Annotated in this window: 20 protein-coding genes (1 of these 20 cut by a window edge); 4 read left to right on the forward strand and 16 right to left on the reverse strand. The window is 43.2% G+C overall.

Annotation, left to right across the window (positions count from 1 at the left end; genetic code table 11):
* Positions 1–922, reverse strand: partial view of a nucleotidyltransferase-like protein gene (locus NSQ99_RS16405; RefSeq protein WP_340837848.1) — the 5' portion only. Its footprint begins 29 nt before the window's first position; only the first 922 of its 951 coding nucleotides appear in the window; its start codon is at positions 920–922; the stop codon falls past the left edge of the window.
* Between the two features lie 85 nt (positions 923–1,007).
* Here NSQ99_RS16405 and NSQ99_RS16410 point away from each other — a divergent pair, with 85 nt between their 5' ends.
* Positions 1,008–1,361, forward strand: coding sequence for a DUF2614 family zinc ribbon-containing protein (locus tag NSQ99_RS16410; protein ID WP_251668727.1), 354 nt, complete (start codon positions 1,008–1,010; stop codon positions 1,359–1,361).
* A 119-nt stretch (positions 1,362–1,480) separates the two neighbouring features.
* On the opposite strand, the gene NSQ99_RS16415 is transcribed toward NSQ99_RS16410, so the two are convergent.
* The 9 genes from NSQ99_RS16415 to NSQ99_RS16455 all read right to left on the reverse strand — a co-directional run bounded on the left by NSQ99_RS16415 (position 1,481) and on the right by NSQ99_RS16455 (position 11,651).
* Positions 1,481–3,193, reverse strand: coding sequence for a glycosyl hydrolase family 18 protein (locus NSQ99_RS16415; RefSeq protein ID WP_340837852.1), 1,713 nt, complete (start codon positions 3,191–3,193; stop codon positions 1,481–1,483).
* A gap of 94 nt (positions 3,194–3,287) precedes the next feature.
* The gene (gene perR / locus NSQ99_RS16420) at positions 3,288–3,713 is read right to left on the reverse strand and encodes a peroxide-responsive transcriptional repressor PerR (protein WP_251668731.1); all 426 of its coding nucleotides are present in this window, start codon (positions 3,711–3,713) and stop codon (positions 3,288–3,290) included.
* Positions 3,714–3,771: 58 nt separating this feature from the next.
* Positions 3,772–5,367, reverse strand: a complete 1,596-nt coding sequence (locus NSQ99_RS16425; RefSeq protein WP_251668733.1) for a DUF4097 family beta strand repeat-containing protein — start codon at positions 5,365–5,367, stop codon at positions 3,772–3,774.
* Positions 5,349–6,071: an MgtC/SapB family protein gene (locus NSQ99_RS16430; RefSeq protein WP_340838817.1), complete on the reverse strand. Its 723-nt coding sequence runs from the start codon at positions 6,069–6,071 to the stop codon at positions 5,349–5,351. The genes NSQ99_RS16425 and NSQ99_RS16430 overlap by 19 nt, the downstream gene beginning before the upstream one ends.
* An 880-nt stretch (positions 6,072–6,951) precedes the next feature.
* The gene (gatB, locus tag NSQ99_RS16435) at positions 6,952–8,400 is read right to left on the reverse strand and encodes an Asp-tRNA(Asn)/Glu-tRNA(Gln) amidotransferase subunit GatB (RefSeq protein ID WP_340837855.1); all 1,449 of its coding nucleotides are present in this window, start codon (positions 8,398–8,400) and stop codon (positions 6,952–6,954) included.
* Between the two features lie 25 nt (positions 8,401–8,425).
* The gene (gene gatA / locus NSQ99_RS16440) at positions 8,426–9,883 is read right to left on the reverse strand and encodes an Asp-tRNA(Asn)/Glu-tRNA(Gln) amidotransferase subunit GatA (RefSeq protein WP_340837856.1); all 1,458 of its coding nucleotides are present in this window, start codon (positions 9,881–9,883) and stop codon (positions 8,426–8,428) included.
* Between the two features lie 28 nt (positions 9,884–9,911).
* Entirely contained in the window at positions 9,912–10,199 is a 288-nt protein-coding gene (gene gatC, locus NSQ99_RS16445; protein WP_251668739.1) for an Asp-tRNA(Asn)/Glu-tRNA(Gln) amidotransferase subunit GatC, read from the reverse strand.
* A gap of 188 nt (positions 10,200–10,387) precedes the next feature.
* Positions 10,388–10,765 (reverse strand): ATPase, encoded by a 378-nt coding sequence (locus tag NSQ99_RS16450; RefSeq protein WP_340838818.1) that lies wholly within the window; start codon positions 10,763–10,765, stop codon positions 10,388–10,390.
* Between the two features lie 103 nt (positions 10,766–10,868).
* The gene (locus NSQ99_RS16455) at positions 10,869–11,651 is read right to left on the reverse strand and encodes a GTP pyrophosphokinase (protein ID WP_251668741.1); all 783 of its coding nucleotides are present in this window, start codon (positions 11,649–11,651) and stop codon (positions 10,869–10,871) included.
* Between the two features lie 257 nt (positions 11,652–11,908).
* Between NSQ99_RS16455 and uraA the strand changes: the two genes are divergently transcribed.
* The 3 genes from uraA (at position 11,909) to NSQ99_RS16470 (ending at position 15,914) form a co-directional block, all read left to right on the forward strand.
* On the forward strand, positions 11,909–13,198 hold the full coding sequence (uraA, locus tag NSQ99_RS16460; RefSeq protein WP_251668743.1) for a uracil permease: 1,290 nt from the start codon (positions 11,909–11,911) through the stop codon (positions 13,196–13,198).
* Positions 13,199–13,321: 123 nt separating this feature from the next.
* A complete protein-coding gene (locus NSQ99_RS16465) occupies positions 13,322–13,936 on the forward strand; it encodes a hypothetical protein (protein WP_340837857.1) in 615 nt (204 codons plus the stop codon).
* 97 nt (positions 13,937–14,033) lie between these two features.
* Positions 14,034–15,914 carry a cyclic nucleotide-binding domain-containing protein gene (locus NSQ99_RS16470; RefSeq protein ID WP_340837859.1) on the forward strand — a complete coding sequence of 627 codons (1,881 nt, stop codon included), beginning with the start codon at positions 14,034–14,036 and terminating at the stop codon, positions 15,912–15,914.
* A 143-nt stretch (positions 15,915–16,057) separates the two neighbouring features.
* On the opposite strand, the gene moaA is transcribed toward NSQ99_RS16470, so the two are convergent.
* The 6 genes from moaA to NSQ99_RS16500 form a co-directional block, all read right to left on the reverse strand.
* Positions 16,058–17,071, reverse strand: a complete 1,014-nt coding sequence (moaA, locus tag NSQ99_RS16475; RefSeq protein ID WP_251668749.1) for a GTP 3',8-cyclase MoaA — start codon at positions 17,069–17,071, stop codon at positions 16,058–16,060.
* On the reverse strand, positions 17,040–17,648 hold the full coding sequence (gene mobA, locus NSQ99_RS16480) for a molybdenum cofactor guanylyltransferase (RefSeq protein WP_251668751.1): 609 nt from the start codon (positions 17,646–17,648) through the stop codon (positions 17,040–17,042). Before mobA ends, moaA begins: the two co-directional genes overlap by 32 nt.
* Position 17,649: 1 nt before the next feature.
* Positions 17,650–17,889, reverse strand: coding sequence for a molybdopterin converting factor subunit 1 (gene moaD / locus NSQ99_RS16485; protein WP_251668753.1), 240 nt, complete (start codon positions 17,887–17,889; stop codon positions 17,650–17,652).
* A 51-nt stretch (positions 17,890–17,940) separates the two neighbouring features.
* The gene (mobB, locus tag NSQ99_RS16490; protein WP_251669047.1) at positions 17,941–18,504 is read right to left on the reverse strand and encodes a molybdopterin-guanine dinucleotide biosynthesis protein B; all 564 of its coding nucleotides are present in this window, start codon (positions 18,502–18,504) and stop codon (positions 17,941–17,943) included.
* Positions 18,501–19,760 (reverse strand): molybdopterin molybdotransferase MoeA, encoded by a 1,260-nt coding sequence (locus NSQ99_RS16495; RefSeq protein ID WP_340837863.1) that lies wholly within the window; start codon positions 19,758–19,760, stop codon positions 18,501–18,503. The genes mobB and NSQ99_RS16495 overlap by 4 nt, the downstream gene beginning before the upstream one ends.
* Positions 19,761–20,696: 936 nt before the next feature.
* Positions 20,697–21,716: a ThiF family adenylyltransferase gene (locus NSQ99_RS16500; protein WP_340837866.1), complete on the reverse strand. Its 1,020-nt coding sequence runs from the start codon at positions 21,714–21,716 to the stop codon at positions 20,697–20,699.
* Positions 21,717–21,743: the final 27 nt, after the last annotated feature.

Consider the following 21,743-nt stretch of genomic DNA (forward strand, 5'->3'; position numbering starts at 1 on the left):
CCTCATCAACCTGATCGTTATTAAACGTTGCCACTTCCTTAAGAAGATGTCCCTGAACAAGCTTTTGAATAACTAATGTAATATCTTCTGCAATGTAACGCAATTTCGGGTGCATCTGTAATTCTGAAATACTCCAAGCTTCATTCTTTTCCTTCATTAACTCTAATAGATAAGAGCAGCAATCCTTCATTTTACTCATTACAGAGAATTCACACGCTAGCATTACCAGCTCTACTCTTTGATCGATCGATTCAGGACTCGCAATTAGCTCTTCATAAAGCTTATAAATTCCAGGATGAACCTTTCTCAACTGCTTCCATACTGTCAATTCTGGATGCAGTCCTTCTTCAATTAGCACAATATGCGCCCAGTGGTGAATGGCTACTAATATTTGAGAATAGGCATCGAGAGTATTGCTTTCTGTCATATTGCGCTTTGCATGAAATAAGCTTTCAATAAATCCACTGTAAGCTTTTAGCTTACGTTGATTGCGGAGCTCCTCAGGAAATTCAAGTATTTGCTCCTTTAGCTCCTCGAGAACACCTTGAGGGTCTGAGATAATTTCACCTGTAAGCAGCCAATCCATTAGATGATAGCGGCTAAAACTCACGGAAGGATTTTCAATATCCTTAATATGGACCGTTCGGATGAAGATTCGCTCATTCTCTATCTCTAAATGCTCAATCTTACGTGTAATTAATTCAAGTGAGGATACAACCAAAACATAGTATACATATTCATTCGTATGAAATGGATATCGCTCTGTATTATGCATCAGCACTAAACCTTGAACATCTGAGCTTGCATCATATCTTTCTAGTAAATGTTTTTTTATATCCTCCACTACTGCCTCCGTATAGCTTATCGCAATGTTATACGATATAATATGAAATTGCAGACAATAAAAATTTTCGACAGTCATAGGTTTATTCCTGCTTAAGTTTGAAATGTTTTATGTAATTAATTGTGACTTTTATTATCATAACGCTTTAGAAAGGAGTATTCTCATGAAAAACTTATTTTTCAAAACAGCAAAAATTAATGAGTTTCGACTATGGGGAATGATTTTCACCCTTGTTGGAATGGGTGTTATGATTCTTGGAACAGGCGGCATATTATTGTTTGGAGATGTTGGTAAAATTATCGCTGCTATTTTCCTAGTACTTGGAATGATTGCCTTGCTTGTTAGTGTCGCCATTTACTTTTGGGCAGGAATGATGTCAACCAGCGCGACGATGCTCCAATGCCCTGAATGTAATCGTCCAACGAAAATGCTTGGAAAAACAGATCGCTGCATGTACTGCAAAACCATATTAACGCTTGATCCTGATCAAGCGAATACAATACCTGCAGCAGATTAGAATTGCTCTAAATGTTACACAGCCACTTTCTGCTACCAAGTACATATTACGCAAAGAAAAAAGCTAGAGGCTGCCAGCCTCTAGCTTTTTTCATATCATTATAAGATTAAATAAGTGCATTATTGATTCAACTCTTCATCAATAACCTTCCATATATCGTCCTTAGCAAATGTGCGCGCCCATGTCGCAACACCAGCTAGCTTATACTTATGAACGAGGTCAATACGTCCAGCTATCGATCGCTCATCCTCTAGCCAAATACGCTGCTTGATCCCATCTTCCACATACTCTATATAGTGCTGACCGCTCGCTTCATCTAGCTCAGGTGTTAATTGATGTTCCGTGATAATCTCTTGAGCCTTGGTCATACCAATAGCTTTCGAGCTTACCTTCGTTGAGCCGTCCTCAAGTGTTTCTTCAGACCATACACGCGTATAAAGAGGCATCCCTAGTATTAGCTTTTCAGGTGCTACCTGATCTTCTTCGAGAATTCTCTTAATTGATTGCTCAACCCAAGGTAAAGATGCAACAGAGCCTGCCTTAGGGCTTGATGCCCAGTGCTCGTCATAGGCCATAACCATCATATAATCAACGAGCTTACCTAAAGCTGCACGATCCAAAAACACAGACCACATCTCGCTATTCGATTTCGGTGTAACATCAATCGAAACAACGAGTCCTTGCTCGTGCATAATTGGCATCATTTCTTTTACAAACTGTACTAAATTCTCTTTGTCTTCCGTATACACATTTTCAAAATCAATATTAATTCCATCAAGCTGGTACAACTCAGCAAATGCAACTAATTGCTGAATCATAGCGAAGCGCTTCTCAGTGCTTGCAAGCACTGCGGTTGTCCAATCTGGCTCAAAGCCATTGCTGAACAGCGCCCAGACCTGATAACCACGTTTATTCGCCCATTCCATATATTCATGGGTAGCTTTACCTTGAATCGTTCCTTCCGCATCCACAAGCTCGAACCAGGTTGGACTAACAACATTCAACCCTTCCATGCTTGGCATAGTCGATAATGTGGGCTGCCTGTTATAAATCGCTTCCCATGTCAAATTAATCTTTTTACCCGAAAGATCGTGCTTAAGACCCTCATATTGCTCTAGGCTAGGCGAATACACGATGGCATCCCCTTTTTGAATATGAGCTGATTTAACATAACCTTGAGTCCCGCTTTCAGTCTGCACCTTTGTCCAATCCTCGCCTGTCTCCCAGACTAAGAGCCTTTCGCCAAGTGCTAGCTCGCGATAATAGGCGCTTTTGATAGTCGGCTCAGAACGTAATGCCGTTCCGTTTTTACGAATAATCGACCCTGTATCTATAGTGAACTGCCCATCATATAATGCGATGACTTTATCCATCTGTTCAATATGCAGTCCATATAGCTGCTCGATTAATTCTGCAGGAATATATACTGTATCATTTTCTACCTGTGCGGTAATATTCAACTCATAGCTTTTTTCATTTAATAATGCAGTCAAAGATTCTGTCTTAAAACGCAGCACCTTATCCAAGGTTGTTAGTACTAAGGTGTTGGTCTCTGACTCATAATGAATAGGTGAATCCTCTAAAAGCTCATCTAGCAAGGGTAGTGGTAGCTTAATATGCCCGTCCTGAACAAGTGCACCATGCTGCTGCAGCTCTCCATTGTAATAAATAGGATGGTCGTGAGAATACACGACCTCTTGTTGCTCGAACGAAGGTACAAGCTTCATGTAACCTATTACACAGGTAATGACTAGGGCGATCGTAAATATCAACCAGTATACTCCACCACGTCGACGATGTCTTCGCCGTGGCGGGAATTGCTGTTGTGTCATATGGTTTCTCTCTCTCCTAATTAAAAACGTGCAAAATAGCGAGTTTCTCGCTGATCTGCACGTTCATAGATTCATGTTTCAATTGTTCATTTAACTATTCTGGGCTGCAAGATTGACATATCCCATAAATTTCCATGCGGTGACCTTGTACGACGAAGCCTGTGCTCTCTGATGCTGCGCGTTCAACCTCCACAAGCGGTGGATGAACAAAATCTACGATCGATCCACAATGTTTACAAATGGCATGATAGTGATCTGACAAATCCGCATCAAAACGGCTAGAATCATCTCCATATGTCAGCTCTCTTACTAAACCCGCTTCTACAAATAAACGCAAATTATTATAAATCGTTGCAACGCTCATACTTGGATACGTTGGTGATAATGCCTTGTAAATATCATCAGCAGTAGGATGCGTTTTTGTATCCATCAGAAAACTTAAAATAGCGTGTCGCTGCGGGGTCATACGCACGCCGTTCGTTTTCAATTGTTCTAAAGCCAATTGCACGTTGGCAATCATTCCCCTCACGCCTTTCTTTTAATAATAATTCTATTGTACGTTTAGTTCTAAAGTTTTGTCAATGAATCGACGGAATCTCGCCTTGTAGCAGAATGTAATCGGATGCGTACAATTCTATCTCATACTTCCCAGTACCATTGCGGATTGAAAGCTCTTTAATCTGTTCTTCATCTAGCGACCCTTTGACAATATTTCCAAAAGCTACCTTAGCATGTAAATTATAATTTGATCCATTGGGTAGTTTAACCTGCATATTTCCAACTGTAGCCGTTAAGCTCATATCTCCATTGAGTCTATTCAGCTTCACATAGACATCACCACTCAATGCAGTTACAGCAACCTCTCGTGTTGGATGAATGATAGTTATATCGCCTTTTTTACTTTGAGCAGATACATTGCCCATGATATCCTTCATATAAATCGACCCATGCTTGGTTTCAGCATTTACGCTGCCTATTAGATTTCGCATATGAATAGCAGCCCTATTGCTCTCGACCTTAATGGCACCAGATGCAACAAAGTCTTGGACGACAGCAGCACCGTGTTCCACACGAACTGACACATCCTTCACAAACCGTGCGGATCTTGGTACGATAACGGTCATATTTAATCTAGGGTATTGATTAAGGCTATATCGCGGCATTACCGTCTCTATCGTAATCCCTTGTTCATCATTAAACTTCACATCAACGCTTGTTTGAGCTCTTACATCCAAAGCTGGCTGCTCGTCTGGCGAATTAACATAAAGCACCGGAATAATCGTCAATTCCTGCACATCACCAGCCTGAACACGGACATGGCCGTTCAGGTGACGAAGCTGAAATGAAGTCAACTCATCGATTGGCACCTTAATTGGCGGAAGCTCATAGCGGAAACCATTAGCATCGTCCAACACCACTTGATCAATAACTGGAGCGTGGAAGCTTTCTAGCAATTGTGAAGGATAATCACTGTACTCGACCACAACATAAGAGCTAATAACAAAAACGATTGCTGTGCATAACCCCCTTAAGTCAGTGGAGTAGCCGGAGTGGACTAGTTTTCGAAGACGATACAAAAACAGAACAATGAGCTCGATCATAACGATGATCGGCAGCACATAGATCCAATTGCTCCATTGAATTGGTGCGATTTGCTTAAGTATAAGCAACACGACGATATTAAGGAGGATTAGCGCTGCACTTACACGAGCAATGTAAAGCTTTCCGTTTTTTATATGAGACGGGTGTAGCAGTAAATAGCAGGCAATGCTTACAAGCAGCGCTATTGGATATAGCTTGATGACCAGCTGCTTAAACGGATACATCATATCAAATGGTACCCATAGCGCTGATGCTAATATTAACAGAACGCTGGACATCCATAGCATCCAGACAGACGGATAGTGGTACTTATAATGGGCAGTTTGTAGGCTATTAAAGATTGCATAGAAGTAATGATACGGCACAATTATGATGATGTAAGCAATACTTAGCGGCTGCTCAATAACGACCATATGTAACAATGTATATGCAAGGGTTATATGGAATAGAAAGCTACTTGCAATAAATATGGCTTTATCTCGCTTACCAATGAGCCAATGACCAAGGCCCGGCAGCAAAACTGCCAGGCTAGCAATCAACCAGTATTTACGTGTTATTCGTACTCGATCCAACGAACGCCCTCCACTTGCTTTAACTCATGAATTAAAGAAATCATAGCATCATGCTGCTTTCGTTCAATATCTACGAAATATGTAATCATGATCAGTTTTTCATCGATATCACTTACGTGCCTCAACCTACTACCATCAGCATCCTCTAATGAAAGCTTGTGCAATGTAGCACGATGCTCCTTTAGCTTATCCTGAGTCGTTTTCATTAATGCGGTACGATCTTCACAGATCAAGTGAATGACATAGCTCTTTTTATTACGAATGAAGCGTTGCTCCAGTTTATTGAAGAGCCATAATGTTAGGATGACCATTAAGGTTACAGCCCCGGATGCAAAATAAAAGCCTGCACCGACAGCTAGACCAATCGCGGCCACAACCCAAAGCGAGGCCGCAGTCGTCAAGCCAGATATTTTCTTGCCGGTGAACAGGATCGTCCCAGCACCTAGAAAACCTACGCCGGTAATAACAGCGGCTGCTAAACGTGCAGGGTCTACACGTACATTCCACTCATTGACGAAATCGGAGAATCCGTATATGGACAATAGCATCATGAGGCATGCACCGACACATACTAAGATGTTCGTACGAAAACCAGCGGCATGATTATGCTGCTCCCGTTCAAAGCCGATCATTCCTCCGAGGACAAGTGCAACGAGTAAGCGTATAAGAATCTCAACTTCACTAATATACCAAGGACTATCCATTGCTGCCTGCATGCAAGTACTCCTTTTAAATGAATGTAAATAATGACGAAGCGTCGACAATAGCGCTACTGCGCGATTTCACCATGAAATCGCGCAGTAGCAACTGTTCATACTCTATAGGTTATGCGTACAAAATGTTCAGTATAACTTCGTGATCAAAGCTGACATTCAGCTTTCAGCACCGAGGCATACTCTTCCGAAGTGCGTTTTTTCAAAACGCAATATTCGGCGCCGAATAATCATTCAGTGATACTTCGTGATCAAAGCTGAACGGTCAGCTTTCAGCACCGAGAAGATTGGATAAAGCAAAGGTCTGAGGAGCGGAGCGTACGTTTTTGGTACGTGAGCACCGGAAGACCTTTAGCTGAATTCAATATTCGATGCCGAATAATCATTCAGTGATACTTCGTGATCAAAGCTAACCAGGTCAGCTTTCAGCACCGAGAAGATTGGATAAAGCAAAGGTCTGAGGAGCGGAGCGTACGTTTTTGGTACGTGAGCACCGGAAGACCTTTAGCTGAATTCAATATTCGATGCCGAATAAGCATTCAGTGATACTTCGTGATCAAAGCTGACCAGGTCAGCTTTCAGCACCGAGAAGATTGGATAAAGCTAGAGATTGAGAAGCGCAGCGTACGTTTCTGGTACGTGAGCATCGGAAAGCTCGGCTGAATTCAATATTCGATGCCGAATAAGCATTCAGTGATACTTCGTGATCAAAGCTGAACGGTCAGCTTTCAGCACCGAGAAGATTGGATAAAGCAAAGGTCTGAGGAGCGCAGCGTACGTTTTTGGTACGTGAGCACCGGAAGACCTTTAGCTGAATTCAATATTCGATGCCGAGTAAACATCCTGTACTACATCGTGATCAAAGCTGACCCTATTGGGATTTTAAGCGGTCTACTAGCAGCTTATTCACCATCGCCGGGTTCGCTTTACCTTTAGTTTCCTTCATTAGCTGACCAACAAGGAAGCCAATCGCTTTCTCCTTACCTGCACGGTAGTCTTCAACAGATTGAGGATTGCGTTCGATAACAGCATCAACGATTGCAAGTAGAGCTCCTTCATCGCTAATTTGAACAAGTCCTTGCTCTTCAACGATTTGTTGAGGAAGCTTACCTGTTTCAAGCATCGTTTTGAAGACGGTCTTCGCAATTTTACCGTTAATGGTTCCTTTCGCAAGCAGCTCTAGCATTTCACCAAGTCCTTGCCCAGTTAATGCAACATCGGACAGCTCCTTGTTGTTCTGATTCATGTAGCCGAGTAGATCACCCATGATCCAGTTGGCAGCGCCTTTCGCATCCTTCGTATATTGCAAGCTTTCCTCGAACAAATCAGCAAGCTGCTTAGAGGATGTAATGACCTCAGCGTCATAGCTGGAAAGCTCATATTCGGATGTGTAACGAGCCTTACGAGAATCAGGAAGCTCTGGAATCGACGCACGAATGGCATCCTTCCATTCCTGGCTAATATGAATTTTTACTAGGTCTGGGTCTGGGAAGTAACGATAATCGTGTGCTTCTTCCTTTCCACGCATCGAGAATGTTTTGCCTGAAGCATCATCATAGCGTCGTGTTTCCTGAACTACCTCGCCGCCAGCATCCAATATTTCAGCTTGACGTATTTGCTCATATTCAAGACCACGCACGACGTTACGCATGGAGTTCATATTTTTCAATTCCGCGCGGATACCAAATTCCTTCTGGCCATAAGGACGCAAGCTGATGTTAGCATCACAACGCATGCTGCCCTCTTCCATCTTCACATCAGACACATCACAGTACAGCATAATGGAACGAAGCTTTTCAAGGTAAGCCTTCGCTTCCTCTGGTGTGCGAATATCTGGCTCAGATACAATCTCGATTAACGGTGTACCGACACGGTTAAAGTCTACTAACGATGCGTAACCGCCATCGATATGCGTCAGCTTACCCGCATCCTCTTCCAGATGCACGCGAGTAATCCCGATACGCTTCGTTTCGCCATTCACTTCAATATCAATATAGCCGTGCTCACCAATCGGCTGATCATATTGTGAAATCTGATACGCCTTTGGTGAATCCGGGTAGAAATAGTTTTTACGGTCGAATTTACTGATATCTGCCACTTGGCAATTCAATGCCATCGATGCCTTCATCGCATATTCTACTGCTTGGCGATTCAATACTGGAAGTACGCCTGGATGACCAAGGCATACCGGACATGTATGCGAGTTCGGAGGCGCGCCAAATTCAGTTGAGCAGCCACAGAAAATTTTACTGTTCGTATGCAGCTCAACGTGAACCTCTAGGCCTACGACCGTCTCATATTTGTTCGTAGTCATATTCATCTATCCTTTCGTCATCACGCAGAGCTTATAGCGTTGGGCGCTGCTTGTGAAATTCAGTATTCGCTTCAAATGCGTGTGCCGCACGCAATACAGTGGATTCATCAAAGGCTTTACCAATAATTTGCATACCGATAGGCAGCCCATCTGCTTGTCCACAAGGAATACTAATGGCTGGAACACCAGCTAATGAAACTGGAATCGTACAAATATCATTCAAATACATCGTTAACGGGTCACCCACTTGCTCACCGATACGGAATGCAGTTGTTGGTGCTGTTGGTCCAATAACGAGGTCATATTTTTCGAATACCTGATCAAAGTCTTGCTTGATCAAAGTACGTACCTTTTGTGCCTTTAAGTAATAAGCATCGTAATAGCCGGAGCTTAGCGCATATGTACCTAGCATAATACGGCGCTTCACCTCTGGGCCAAAGCCTTGAGAGCGCGACTTGCGATACAGATCAATCAGGTTGTCAGGATTTTCAGCTCTAACTCCATAGCGTACACCATCAAAGCGCGCTAGGTTAGAGGATGCTTCAGAGGAAGCTAGCAAATAGTACGTAGCAATCGCGTACTCTGTATGCGGCAGCGATACCTCTTCCCATGTTGCGCCAAGAGATTCATATGTCTTCAGCGCATTCATTACAGCTTCCTTAACACGTGGATCAATACCTTCACCTAGATACTCCTTAGGTACGGCAATACGAAGACCCTTTACATCACCAGTCAATGCTTCACTATAGTTAGGAATCGCAACATTGGCAGAAGTGGAATCACTCGCATCATAGCCAGCAATCGCTTGAAGCACATGTGCTGCATCCTCAACATTTTTCGTAAGCGGCCCGATCTGATCAAGTGAAGACGCAAATGCCACTAGACCAAAGCGCGATACTAGGCCATATGTAGGCTTAAGACCAACAATACCGCAGTAAGCCGCCGGCTGACGGATGGAACCGCCTGTATCAGAGCCTAGTGAGAAATAAACCTGTCCAGCTGCAACAGCTGCTGCTGAACCGCCACTTGAACCACCTGGTACATGCTCAGTGTTCCATGGATTGCGTGTCGCAAAGTAGCTGGAGTTTTCATTCGATCCGCCCATCGCAAACTCATCCATGTTCAATTTACCGATCGTAACGGTACCCGCATCGCGCAGCTTACGAGTAACTGTAGCATCATAGATTGGGTTGTAGTTGCTTAAAAATTGGCTGGCACATGTTGTAAGCAGCCCTTCCGTAACGATATTGTCCTTAATACCCGCTGGCAGACCGAATAGCGCGCCTTGTGCATCTGAGCTAGCTAGCTTTTGATCCAGCTCGCCCGCTTGCTTGCGCGCTTCCTGCTCATTTAGTGTAATAAAAGCTTTAATGGTATCATCGGTTTGCGCGATGCGCTTATAGGAAGCATCAACAAGCTCAGTAACTGACAGCTCCTTGCTTCTTAGCTTCGCTCCGACTTCTTGCAAACTTAATTCAAAAGGTGACAACAAAGGTTCCTCCCTTCAATTTCTCCAATTATTCAATGACCGCTGGTACCTTGATTTGATCATCTTCTTCGTCTGGTGCATTCAGTAGTACCTTGTCAATCGGTAAGGATTCCTTCTGCACATCATCACGCATTACGTTTACAAGCTGGAATACGTGACTTGTTGGTTCTACCTCATCTGTATTCAGCTCATTTAGCTTTTCAGCATATTTTAATATCGCATTTAGCTGATCTGTAAACTGAGACTTTTCCGCATCCGACAGCTCTAAGCGAGCAAGATTCGCTACATGTTCAACATCTTTCAATGTTATGCTCATTCCACTACTCTCCTTAGTTTTTCTATCCTTGCAATGCACGTATTCGTAATTATTACGGGAACTCTTATGTACATTCTGCCTTATATTATATCCTGCCAAAGACTATTATAGCAATGATCTAACAACAGCAAAAGAAGCAGCTCAGCTCAAATGGCCGAAACTGCTCCTTACCTTTGTTACATATTGTACTATATCCAAGCTTTCAAATTAATTTGGCGTATAAATTCCTCACCAGTCATTGGCGTCTCATCCGCTTCCTCTGGCGTATCTTCCTCTTCACCATTCATAATATAGTGAAATAACTTCTCATTATGTGTGGCAAGTGCATAATCAATAAGTGCTGCTTTCTCTACTTTCTCCGCTTCTTGCTTAATAATCTCGGATTCTAGTTCAATATCTTCCTTAGGAACAGCGAAATTACGATTAAGCCCAGGGACACGCACAACATAGTCAAATACATTATCAGCATTGCGATCATATGCTATGATGTACCCGTACTCGCCGATCGGAAGCTTCTGCTCAAACTGATCCTCAACAATAACGATCTTGGATCCTAGTGGCAACATCATCCTCATCCCCTATGCTTAGCACGTGTGATGCTAATATAATATGCATACTATCCTACTAAACATTCTAGCATCTGTCCATTGCTATTGGGTAATTTTCTCATTATCCTTTTGAATGTCCGTTAAGATTTTGACTAAGCTCCTGCTCGATAATAGGAGGCAATCTCAATTGTGATTGGCCCACCTGAGACAGAATCAGCTTCGTAAATTCATCACCTTCATCGTGATTTTGCTTTTCCTTAATAATCGTAATTTCTTTATGCAATCTTTCCATTTGCTGGTCAAGCACATTAGCTGCATCTGCAGCCTGCTTTAGCTCATGAGTGAGGTGTGATGGAATAGCCTCATCATACTTATAAAATATTTTATGCTCCAAGCTAGCCCAGAAGTCCATCGCAATCGTACGAATTTGTATTTCTACACAAACCAATTCACGGCCGGTCGTCATGACCACCGGTACCCCTGCAATAAGATGCAGGCTGCGATAACCGTTGGGCTTAGGATTTTTAATATAGTCCTTTGCTTCGTAGATTTCTACGTCAAAATGCTTTTCCAGCATGTCTTGAATATGATAGATATCCGATATGAATGAGCAAGTAATCCGAATGCCTGCAATATCCTTAATTCCGTTACGGATACTATCAAGAGAAAACGGGAGACCTTTTCGTTGAATTTTTCCAATGATGCTATCAAACGTCTTTACACGGGATTTGGTATGTTCAATTGGATTATAGTCATGAAGCAGCTGAAATTCTTCCCTTAGAATTTCGATCTTCGTTTCGAGTTCATTTAGCGCGAACTGGTACATCATCATCACTCTAGTTACATCTTCACGCAGGCGTTTAAATTGCTCTACCTGATTCGAAATGATCTGATAATTTTCCATCCGTAATCTCCTCACTTGTCCTACTTCTTGTGCAGGTCACTTTACGTGTGTGTCATCCTAATTGTAAACGATGGCTAATAGCTTTCGCAAATTGTCCCAGCTGGGCTACATTCTCTTCTACGAATAGAAATCATGTTCAGCTCATCTTTTTTTAAGAAATTGTGAACAATAAGTGAGAAAAGTCCTTGTCGAACAGTAAATGCTAATGTAGAATCATGTAGGATTAAAAACAATTAAATAAAAGGAGTTAATCATTCATGCGTAAAGCAATAGGGGTTAATGAACGACCTGCACTGCCAATGTCACTCATGCTCGGTCTTCAGCATCTTTTTGCAATGTTTGGTTCTACTGTGCTTGTACCGAACATTTTGGGTGTCGATCCAGCGATCTGCTTATTGATGAACGGGATCGGTACACTGCTGTACATATTAATTTGTAAAGGCAAGATTCCCGCTTACTTAGGCTCGAGCTTCGCCTTCCTCGCTCCAGCTACAGCAGTAATAACTAAGGAAGCTGGTGGCAGCTATTCTGATGCTCTCGGCGGCTTTATAGTAGTAGGTGTTATTTTTACAATAGTTGCACTTATCGTAGCTAAAGCAGGCACAAAGTGGATTGACGTTGTCTTCCCACCTGCAGCAATGGGAGCAATTATTGCGATCATTGGACTTGAGCTTGTGCCTGTAGCAGCAGGAATGGCTGGTTGGATACCGAGTGATCCAACTGATCTTGATTGGACGATGGACCCTAATACCGTTATCCTGTCTACTGCAACGTTAGCAGTCACTGTACTTGGCTCGGTCTTGTTCCGAGGCTTTATGCGTATCATTCCAATCCTTTTCGGGATTATATTCGGCTATGTACTGGCCATCTTCATGGGTATGGACTTTGAAGGCATTGGTGCAGTTTCATTCTTCAGTGCACCAGAACTTACGACGCCGACGTTCAATTGGATAGCGATTGCTACAATCGCACCAGCAGCACTTGTCGTCATTGCCGAGCATATTGGACATCTTGTTGTAACGAGCAATATTGTTGGAAAAGACCTGTCTAAGGATCCTGGGCTACATCGCTCCTTGCTTGGTAATGGTATCTCGACGATCCTATCTGGTTTTGTCGGCTCTACACCGAATACCACATATGGCGAAAACATCGGCGTACTAGCCATTACACGTGTGTTCTCAACGTTCGTTATTGGACTCGCAGCAGTGATCGCGATTCTATTGTCCTTCTTAGGTAAATTCTCCTGGCTAATTGCTAACATTCCGGCAGCGGTTATGGGGGGCGTATCTCTACTATTATTCGGTGTCATTGCAGCATCCGGCTTCCGTATGCTTATCGAATCAAAGGTTGACTACAGTAAGCCTTCTAACCTCTACCTTACAACAGTCGTGCTAGTAGTTGGTTTAAGCGGCGTTACGCTAAAAATCGGTGATTTCGCAATGTCCGGCATGTCACTAGCAACAGTAGTTGCTATCGTGCTTAGTCTTCTATTGAAGCTGTTCGACGTGTGGAAGGTTTCTAATGACTACGAGGAATCAAGTCATTAATTACATCGCTAAACTAATCGCTCAACGTTTTTTGAATTTTGTAACTGACATTACAGACCGGCATGGAATAGAGAGCTATAGTGTAACTATAAGATTGAATATGAAATGCGGAGGTCAAGTGTAATGAATAAAAAGATCATACTCTCTATGGTTGGCATGATGTTGTTCGGAATGATTATTGGAACAGGAATTATGATGAATGATGAAGCATATAAAGCTGTAAAAGGTGCAATTAACGGTGGCGGAACAGATAATATGATCGGCTACATGGGCGTAAATGGCATAAACCCACTTCAAATACAAAGCATGGACATCGAAACAGCTTTGCTCATGGTTCAGAGCAATCGAGCTAACTTGCTAGAAACACAATTAAGAGATCAAATTAATGAGGTTACTAAGCGCAATGAGCTCCTAGCCGAGCTCAATAAGTTAATTACTTTTCTAGTAAGTGAAAAGCACCCAACTAAGGTTAGCTATACATTAGACCAGACAACAACCGACTCCCTTAAGGAGTATGGTATATTGTCAGAGTCAAAACAAAGCTATAGCTTGCATGAAATCGATACAATGATTACTACATTAAAGGCCAGAGTAGATAACGCCTCAAATTCTCAGCAGATGGATATGCTTCGTCTGCAAAGCCTTTCGAACAAACGTAATGAGGCATTTGATATAATGACGAACTTTGTTAAAAAAATGCAAGACTCAAGAAGCTCAATTATTGGAAATATGCGTTAACAACTTCATACGATCTGATATATAATAAATTAATCAGATGATTGGACGGAATCTCTCCTGCATAGGGGAGATTCCGTTCTGCTATGGAGAGATGAACATGGAAAGCTCAATCGAGTTGATACGTAATCACATACTTATGAAGGGTGTTCCCGAGTACGAGCTTGAAGCAGCTGTTTCTGCAATGGATTATATGCTGCTATCCGATCATGAAAAGCTTATCACTGAAGGGGAAATCGGGGATTGCTGCTATTTTATTGTAGGTGGAAAGGCTCTCGTCTCAAGTAGCAATTTAACTGCTCGACAGATAGCCCTTGATGTTCTTCTTCCAGGAGCTATAGTCGGTGAGATTGCTTTAATTATGCAGGACAAGCGTACTGCTGACGTAACAGCAATCGGGCAGCTGGAGGTACTCCGCTTAAAATCGGTTGACTTCTACCGTCTTGCCAAAGCAAGCCCGATGTTTCACGAGAGTCTCCTTTTCTCCTCGAGAATACGTTTGCTGCACGGATTACTGCGAAAAACAACGATATGGTCTACTATCCCAGACGCAGAGCTAAGAGGCTTAGCAGAAATTACCCGAATTTCGAAGGTTAAACGCGGTGACACGATTCTCACAGAAGGAGAATTGTCTACTCAGCTGTACATGATATCGAAGGGACGTTTTCAGATCAAGCGAAACGACCGTAAAGTCGGTACGCTAGCAAGTGGAGATTGCTTTGGAGAAATCGACCTGCTTCTTGATGGTCCATATAGCGGAACGATTACTGCTTTAGAGGATAGTGAGCTGCTAATCATCGGCAAAGAGGAATTTCATTTTATATTACAGCAATTCGAGCAAGTACATAGACAATTCATTGAGCTAGCCTGCATTCGTCATCCAGAGCTCATTAAGGTGCTTAAACCAAAGCTTAATTCGTTAGCTCATACAGCTTCTTCGTCAATCTCCAACAACAAGCACCAGCATATGGATCGATCATCAGCAGAGAACGAGCAGAGGGATAAGCAGCAGGACTACAAAAAAAGCGATCATTGGATCAGTATCGTGCTTTCTCTCGGTGGACTATTTATATTAACGACAATATGTGCAATCTGGTTGAGGCATCCAGCATGGATCGGAGCTGCCCTCTTTATTGGCGGTCTAGCTGGGCCTGTATCCTTTGTATCATTTATAAGAGGCACTCAATTACTTGGCTATCGTGTATCACGACTAGCATTGGTCTTTATCATAGCTGCTATTACCGCTGCACCAAGTGCTTTTATTCTAGAACGACTGTTCATATTTGGTGGATGGCAAGGCTCAGAAAGCAAGCTTGGCTCAATTGCGGAGCCCATCACTGTAAGCTTAATTGAAGAGTCATTGAAGCTGCTAGTCTGTATCCTATGGCTGCGAGGTCGGAAGCAACGCTTTTTAATGGATGCTATCGTATTTGGCGCGGCAATCGGTATGGGTTTTGCAGCAGTAGAAAGCATTCTATATGGCTGGACATATCTTCAACAAGGTACTGCTGCAGACATGCTCGCTGTGCTTTGGGTTCGTGCCCTGCTTTCTCCATTTGGACATGGGACATGGACTGCTATCGCAGCAGCAGGCTTATGGTACGGGTTGCACAACAAAAACTTAGAACGCTCTAAAGTTAATTCCTTAATAATGATTGGACTAATGGTTATTAGCATCAGTTTGCATGCGCTTTGGGACAATGAATATACCGGTCGATTACTCGGAATGATTATTATAGGACTCGTTGGTTTAGTATTGTTATACCTCTTGCTTAAAAAGGGAATGCGCGATGAAGTACATGCACTTAAGGTAATGAATCCTATTATTGAAGAGCCCTCAGCAAAATATGCTCAATATCGCTCGTTGTCTTTACAAGCCGATGACACAGCCTCCTTGTTATGCGACGGCTGCGGCACTGTTACTCCAGCCAGCGCAAGCTATTGTGCGCGATGCGGTCAAGCACTTCGAGTAACAAGGTGATTCGTTGACCACAAGTTGATAATTAGGACATACCAAAAAACCGAGGAATGGGAGACTAGTGGACTAAGAATGATGCTTCTTCATTCAAAACCCATTTATCCTTCCTCGGTTTAATTGAATTAATCCGATATCGATAGGTCATGCTATCCGCCGATATAAGACATTCCAATTTTATTGCGCAGCTTAGCTGTATTGGCAGTACGTTCATCCGAATAGCGATCGTCACGTCCTGTCCATATATGTGATATCGCTGCCTTCAGATCCTCATCGGTTGCATGATTGCGAGATAGTGAGCGCAGGTCAAAGCCCTTCGTGGCAAATAAGCAATTATACATTTTACCATCCGAAGACAATCTTGCACGAGTGCATGAAGAACAAAACGATTCCGATATCGAAGTTATAAAACCTATTTTTGAGGTGCTGTTACTATAGCGGTAATATTTCGCGACCTCTCCAAAATAAGCCTGCTCCACAGGCTTAAGCTCATATTCCTGCTGCAGCATTTGCAGCATCTCCTGCTTGGTCAGTACTTGCTTTAAGCTCCAGCCATTATCATTACCTACATCCATAAATTCAATATAACGAAGCGTCACATTACGATCCTTGAAATAAGCTGCCATCGGCACAATTTCACTATCGTTGACGCCTTTTTGTACGACCATATTTACTTTAACCTCGAACCCCATTGCTACTGCAGCATCTATATTTTTCAAGATGCTAGCGGGCTCAATTCCTCTTCCATTCATTTCGCCAAAAATACTAGGGTCCAGTGCGTCAAGACTAATATTTAATCGACGCAAGCCAGCCTCATATAATGATTCTGCATACTTATGAAGTAGAAGTCCATTGGTCGTTAAAGCAACGTCCTCAACACCATCAATCATGTTAATTTGCTTCACAAGCTTGTGCAAGTCTTTACGCAATAGCGGTTCTCCGCCAGTTAAACGAATTTTTTTTACTCCAAGCGATACAAAAATCTCTGCTAATCGAACAATCTCTTCGTAAGATAGCAGCTCATGCTTAGGTAGAAACGGAAAATCATCTCCAAATATATCTTTAGGCATGCAATACGTGCAACGAAAGTTGCAGCGATCTGTAACGGATATACGTAAGTCACGTAATGGCCTATGGTGTCTGTCTTCTACGAATGCTGTCATGCCTGTTCACTTCTTTCATCTGTTCTCTATTGTTTATATTTTGAAGAATAAGCGGCGCATTGTCAAAAAGAACTTCTCCATTAAGCCAAACCACGTCCATCCGTTGCAATAATTTCATTACACTAAATTGCTTTAGCTTTAGCGCCTGCCTAATGTACATCTGCACGGCTTGGGGCCAAATGCTAACTAACGGATGATAATCATCGTCCAGACGAATACTATAAACTGCCTCACTAATCGCAGCAGCAAGAAGCTTCTGTATCGCTGTGACAGTTAAAAAGGGCATATCACAAGGCAAGACTACGTATCGATCAGCAGCCTCCTCTTGCATGGCAGAATAGATCCCGGAAAGTGGACCGTTACCCTTCACCTCAGCGCAATCCGTTATTACCTTCTTACCAATAGGGAATTTCGGTAAAAGCTCCTCACGCGTAACAATAATTACATCATCACATTGCTCGGCGAGCAAGCGATAGCTTCGCTCATAAAAATACTCACCTTCTATCATTGCGAAAGCCTTAGGTGAACCGAAGCGCCTTGACTCTCCACCAGCCAGTACTACTCCGACGGTCCTCATTTTAGCCACCACTTACAGGCGGAATAAATGCTACCACGTCACCTGCAACAATTAAATCATTTGGCTTAGCGTATTCCTCGTTGATCGCAACATGAAGTGAGCTTGCATAGGCTGAAAATCCTTCATAAGTAAATGATGTGCAATCTATTAGCTCCTGAACAGTCATCGATTCAACTGCTAATTGCTCCTCGCTCTTGCCTACAATCTCCTTCAATCTAGCAAAATACTTAATAATAATCATAAGCTAATCTCACCTCACTATAACAATTTCTAACAATGATAAAGAATAATGTTATTTACTTAACCAATGTAGTAAAAATTCATTAATTTTCTCGCGATCATCGCGCTTTAACCCAATGATGGGACAACCTGAGCTATTGTCATGGATAGGCTCATATTCATTATGAATTCCGAGCTCGTCGTAAATATCTTCTGGGTCATCAACAGCTTCATCTATTATGACTGCTACGATATTCTCTAGAGAGCGTAAGGACTTCCAGTCTTCTGCACTTCTTAACAATACAACCTTGGGATAGTGAGCCTGTTTTTCACCTTCAATCAAGATAATCTCAGGAGCTGCAAGCATTGCCATCTCAATCGCCATCGTTAAGGAAGGCGGCTGCTGCTTCATATGCAGCTGAATGAGTTGATCATCAAACACGATTGAGCTAGTGGAGCCTGCCTGCATATAACGCATACTATCCGTTTCTACATTAGGCTGCTCAAGTGCCCCGCCGTGACCATGGTGCTTAATAACGGCAACCTGCTTATTACACTCCGATAAAAGCTCTGTCCATCGTGAAATAAGCGTCGTCTTTCCGCAATTTTTATAGCCGACAACCTGTAGTATTTTCATAGGTTCCACTCGCGCTCACCTTCCTCCGTGCCTAACAACAGAACGTCAACAACATCTCCTTCTGAAAAACCACGGGAGCCGCCAGGTAAAGCGATGAGTGCATCCGCATGTGCTAGAGAAGTTACCGCGTTAGATTTATTGAAGCCTGCAGGAGCAACTCGTGCTCGTCCTTCTGCCAAGGTTATGCTTGCTCTAATAAAGCGCATAAATGGATTAGCCTTCGTAAAATTTTCACTTAGCTTTGCTTGTGTGTGGCGCAAATAAGGCTTATTGGCTCCCATCATCTTAAGAAGCGCAGGTCTTGTAAAAAGCTCAAAGCCTGTATAACAAGCAGACGGATTACCAGATAAGCCAAATAATAGCTTACCATCTAGCTCTGCAAGGGTCGTTACACTTCCAGGACGCATCGCTATTTTGTTAAACAACACTTTTGCTCCGAGCTTTTCATAGATGGCTGGCAAGTAATCATAATCACCAACACTTACACCACCTGTCGTAATTAAACAATCCGTTTCAGATAATGCTTGCTTTATTAGGTTATAGCAATCGTCTAGCTGGTCCTTCAGCTTGCCGTATGAGCGATACGGTACGCCTATTCTTTCTAGCTGAGCTTGAAGCATTGGTTCATTGCTGTTGCGAATTTTCCCATCTACTAAAGGCTCATCAATTTCGAGTAATTCAGAGCCTGTTGCGATAATGCCGACAACAGGTCGCCGCGCCACCTTTACCTTCGCATATCCAAGTGTAGCCAGCAATGCGATCGTACCTGGATGTATAAGCCCACCAGCCTCTAGCAGCACCTTGCCTGCAGCAGCATCCTCTCCTTTAAGCGAAACATTTTCTAGCTGCTGGAACGACTTTCGTATTGTAAAGCGATCTCCTGCTTCAGAAAGCTTCGCTTGCTCAAGCATAACAACCGCATCAGCCTGCTTTGGCATGGCCGCACCTGTCATAATACGTATAGCTTCTCCCTTGCCAAGCGTTCGACTAGATACGCTTCCTGCTCCAATATGATCTACAACTTGGAAAGTAACACGCTGCTGCTCACTAGCACCAGCAGAGTCCTCTGAACGGATCGCAAAGCCATCGTAAGGCGATCGATCAAAAGGAGGAATATTATGCTTTGCAATGATTGGCTCAGCTAATATGCGGTGGTAGCTATCGTGTAACGAAATCTCTTCCACTTCTAGAAGTGGAGTATGCTCCATCATTAGCTTAATTGCCGAGTGTAGGGGGATAGGTTTTCGGAACTCCACTTTTCTCTCCTCCTTTTTAGTTGTAGTTTTAATCGTTTTACTTTGATTACGAGGTTGTTCAATGCAGATTATTCGACGGCGAATATGTCATGCTAGCGTTCGCTTCTGTGCTCACGTAGCCGTTATCTACGCTGCGCTCCTTGCTCTCTACTAGCACGCCATCTTCTTTCAATTGAGTGCTGAGCATATCATCTCTAAAGCGACCTCCTGACGAAGGAAGGTCCGAGCGTAGAGATGATATGCGGAGTTGTTGTTTTTATCGCTCGACTTTGATTACGAAGCTCGAGCGTTGTTGCTTATTCTACGGCGAATATGTCATGCCAGCGATCGCTTCTGTGCTCACGTAGGCATTATCTACGCTGCGCTCCTCGCTCTCTACTAGCACGCCATCTTCTTGGTACTGAAAGCCCAACGATTAAAACCTTTATTGGATTGGTTGTTTTAATCGTTCGCCTTTGATTACGAAGCTGTTCATTTGACGAAGAAATGTCCGAGCGTAGAGATGATATGCAGAGTTGTTGTTTTTATCGCTCGACTTTGATTACGAAGCTCGAGCGTTGTTGCTTATTCTACGGCGAATATGTCATGCTAGCGTTCGCTTCTGTGCTCACGTAGCAATTATCTACGCTGCGCTCCTCGCTCTCTACTAGCACGCCATCTTCTTTCAATAGAGTGCGGAGCATATCATCTCTAAAGCGACCTCCTGACGAAGAAATGTCCGAGCGTAGAGATGATATGCGGAGTTGTTGTTTTTATCGCTCGACTTTGATTACGAAGCTCAAGCCTGTAGCTTATTCGACGGCGAATATGTCATGCCAGCGTTCGCTTCTGTGCTCACGTAGCCGTTATCTACGTTGCGCTCCTCGCTCTCTACTAGCCTGCCATCTTCTTGGTACTGAAAGCCAAACGATAAAAAACTACATAAATATCCAAGCCCTAGCCAAATAGCTGATGATACAACCTCCTTGCTTCATGCTTATCTTTAAGCCCATGGATGAGCAGCCGCCCATTGCTGAAAGCAATTAAGCGATAGGGCTCCAGTGCAAGTTCTACGAAGTAGGGTGTTCTACGAACCAACTTAGCTGAACATTTGCCTACACGCTCTACATCGTCCAACGTAATCGTTCGCTGATGATCTGGGATCACTTGAACGGTTTCTCTGCCGCATAATACAACGAATTTTGCTCGGTCAGAGGTAGTTAATGATGGATAGGTCGGCGCTAAGCCACAGGTAGGACAATGCTCTTGCTTAATTTTTGTTACCCCGATATTTAGTCGATCATTGCCCCACAGATCAAAATGATGCACCTTGGTCATCATGCTTTCTTTATTACCAGTAAGCCACTTTAATGCTTCTCCACATTGCAAGGCAGCCGTTACTTGAACTGCAGGCCCAATAATCCCTGTGCTATCGCAGGTTTCATTCAGTGCAGGAAGTATAGGAAGCAAGCAGCGAAAGCATGCCGACATACCGGGTATAAACGGAAATACAACACCACTGCTGCCTACGCAAGCTCCGTAAATCCATGGACGATTATATTTATGAGCAGCGTCATTAATCATCAATCTTGTTTCAAAATTGTCCGTCGCATCGATCACCAGATCACTCGTACGAACAAGCTGCTCTATCAATCTACCATCGGCATGATCAATCGTCGTAGAAAGCAGTACATCAGAGCGAATTTCACGAAGTCTTTGCTCAGCTGCTACGACCTTAGGTGTTTTTTCAAGAGCATGGGACTCCGTAAACAGATGTTGTCGTTGCAAGTTCGACAGCTCCACTACATCGCGATCAATGAGCTGCAACGTTCCGACTCCTGCACGTACTAATGTTTCAGCAGTTGCGGAGCCTAGTGCCCCGCAACCAATAATTGAAACAACTGCTTGCTCAAGCTTTCGCTGACCTTCGCTGCCAATCGGTCTAAACAGTGTCTGTCGTGCATAACGATTATCCATTTACCCTCACCTCTTCTAGCTGCATTG

This window comes from Paenibacillus sp. FSL W7-1287, from assembly GCF_038004245.1.
Taxonomy (GTDB): Bacteria; Bacillota; Bacilli; order Paenibacillales; family Paenibacillaceae; genus Pristimantibacillus; species Pristimantibacillus camelliae.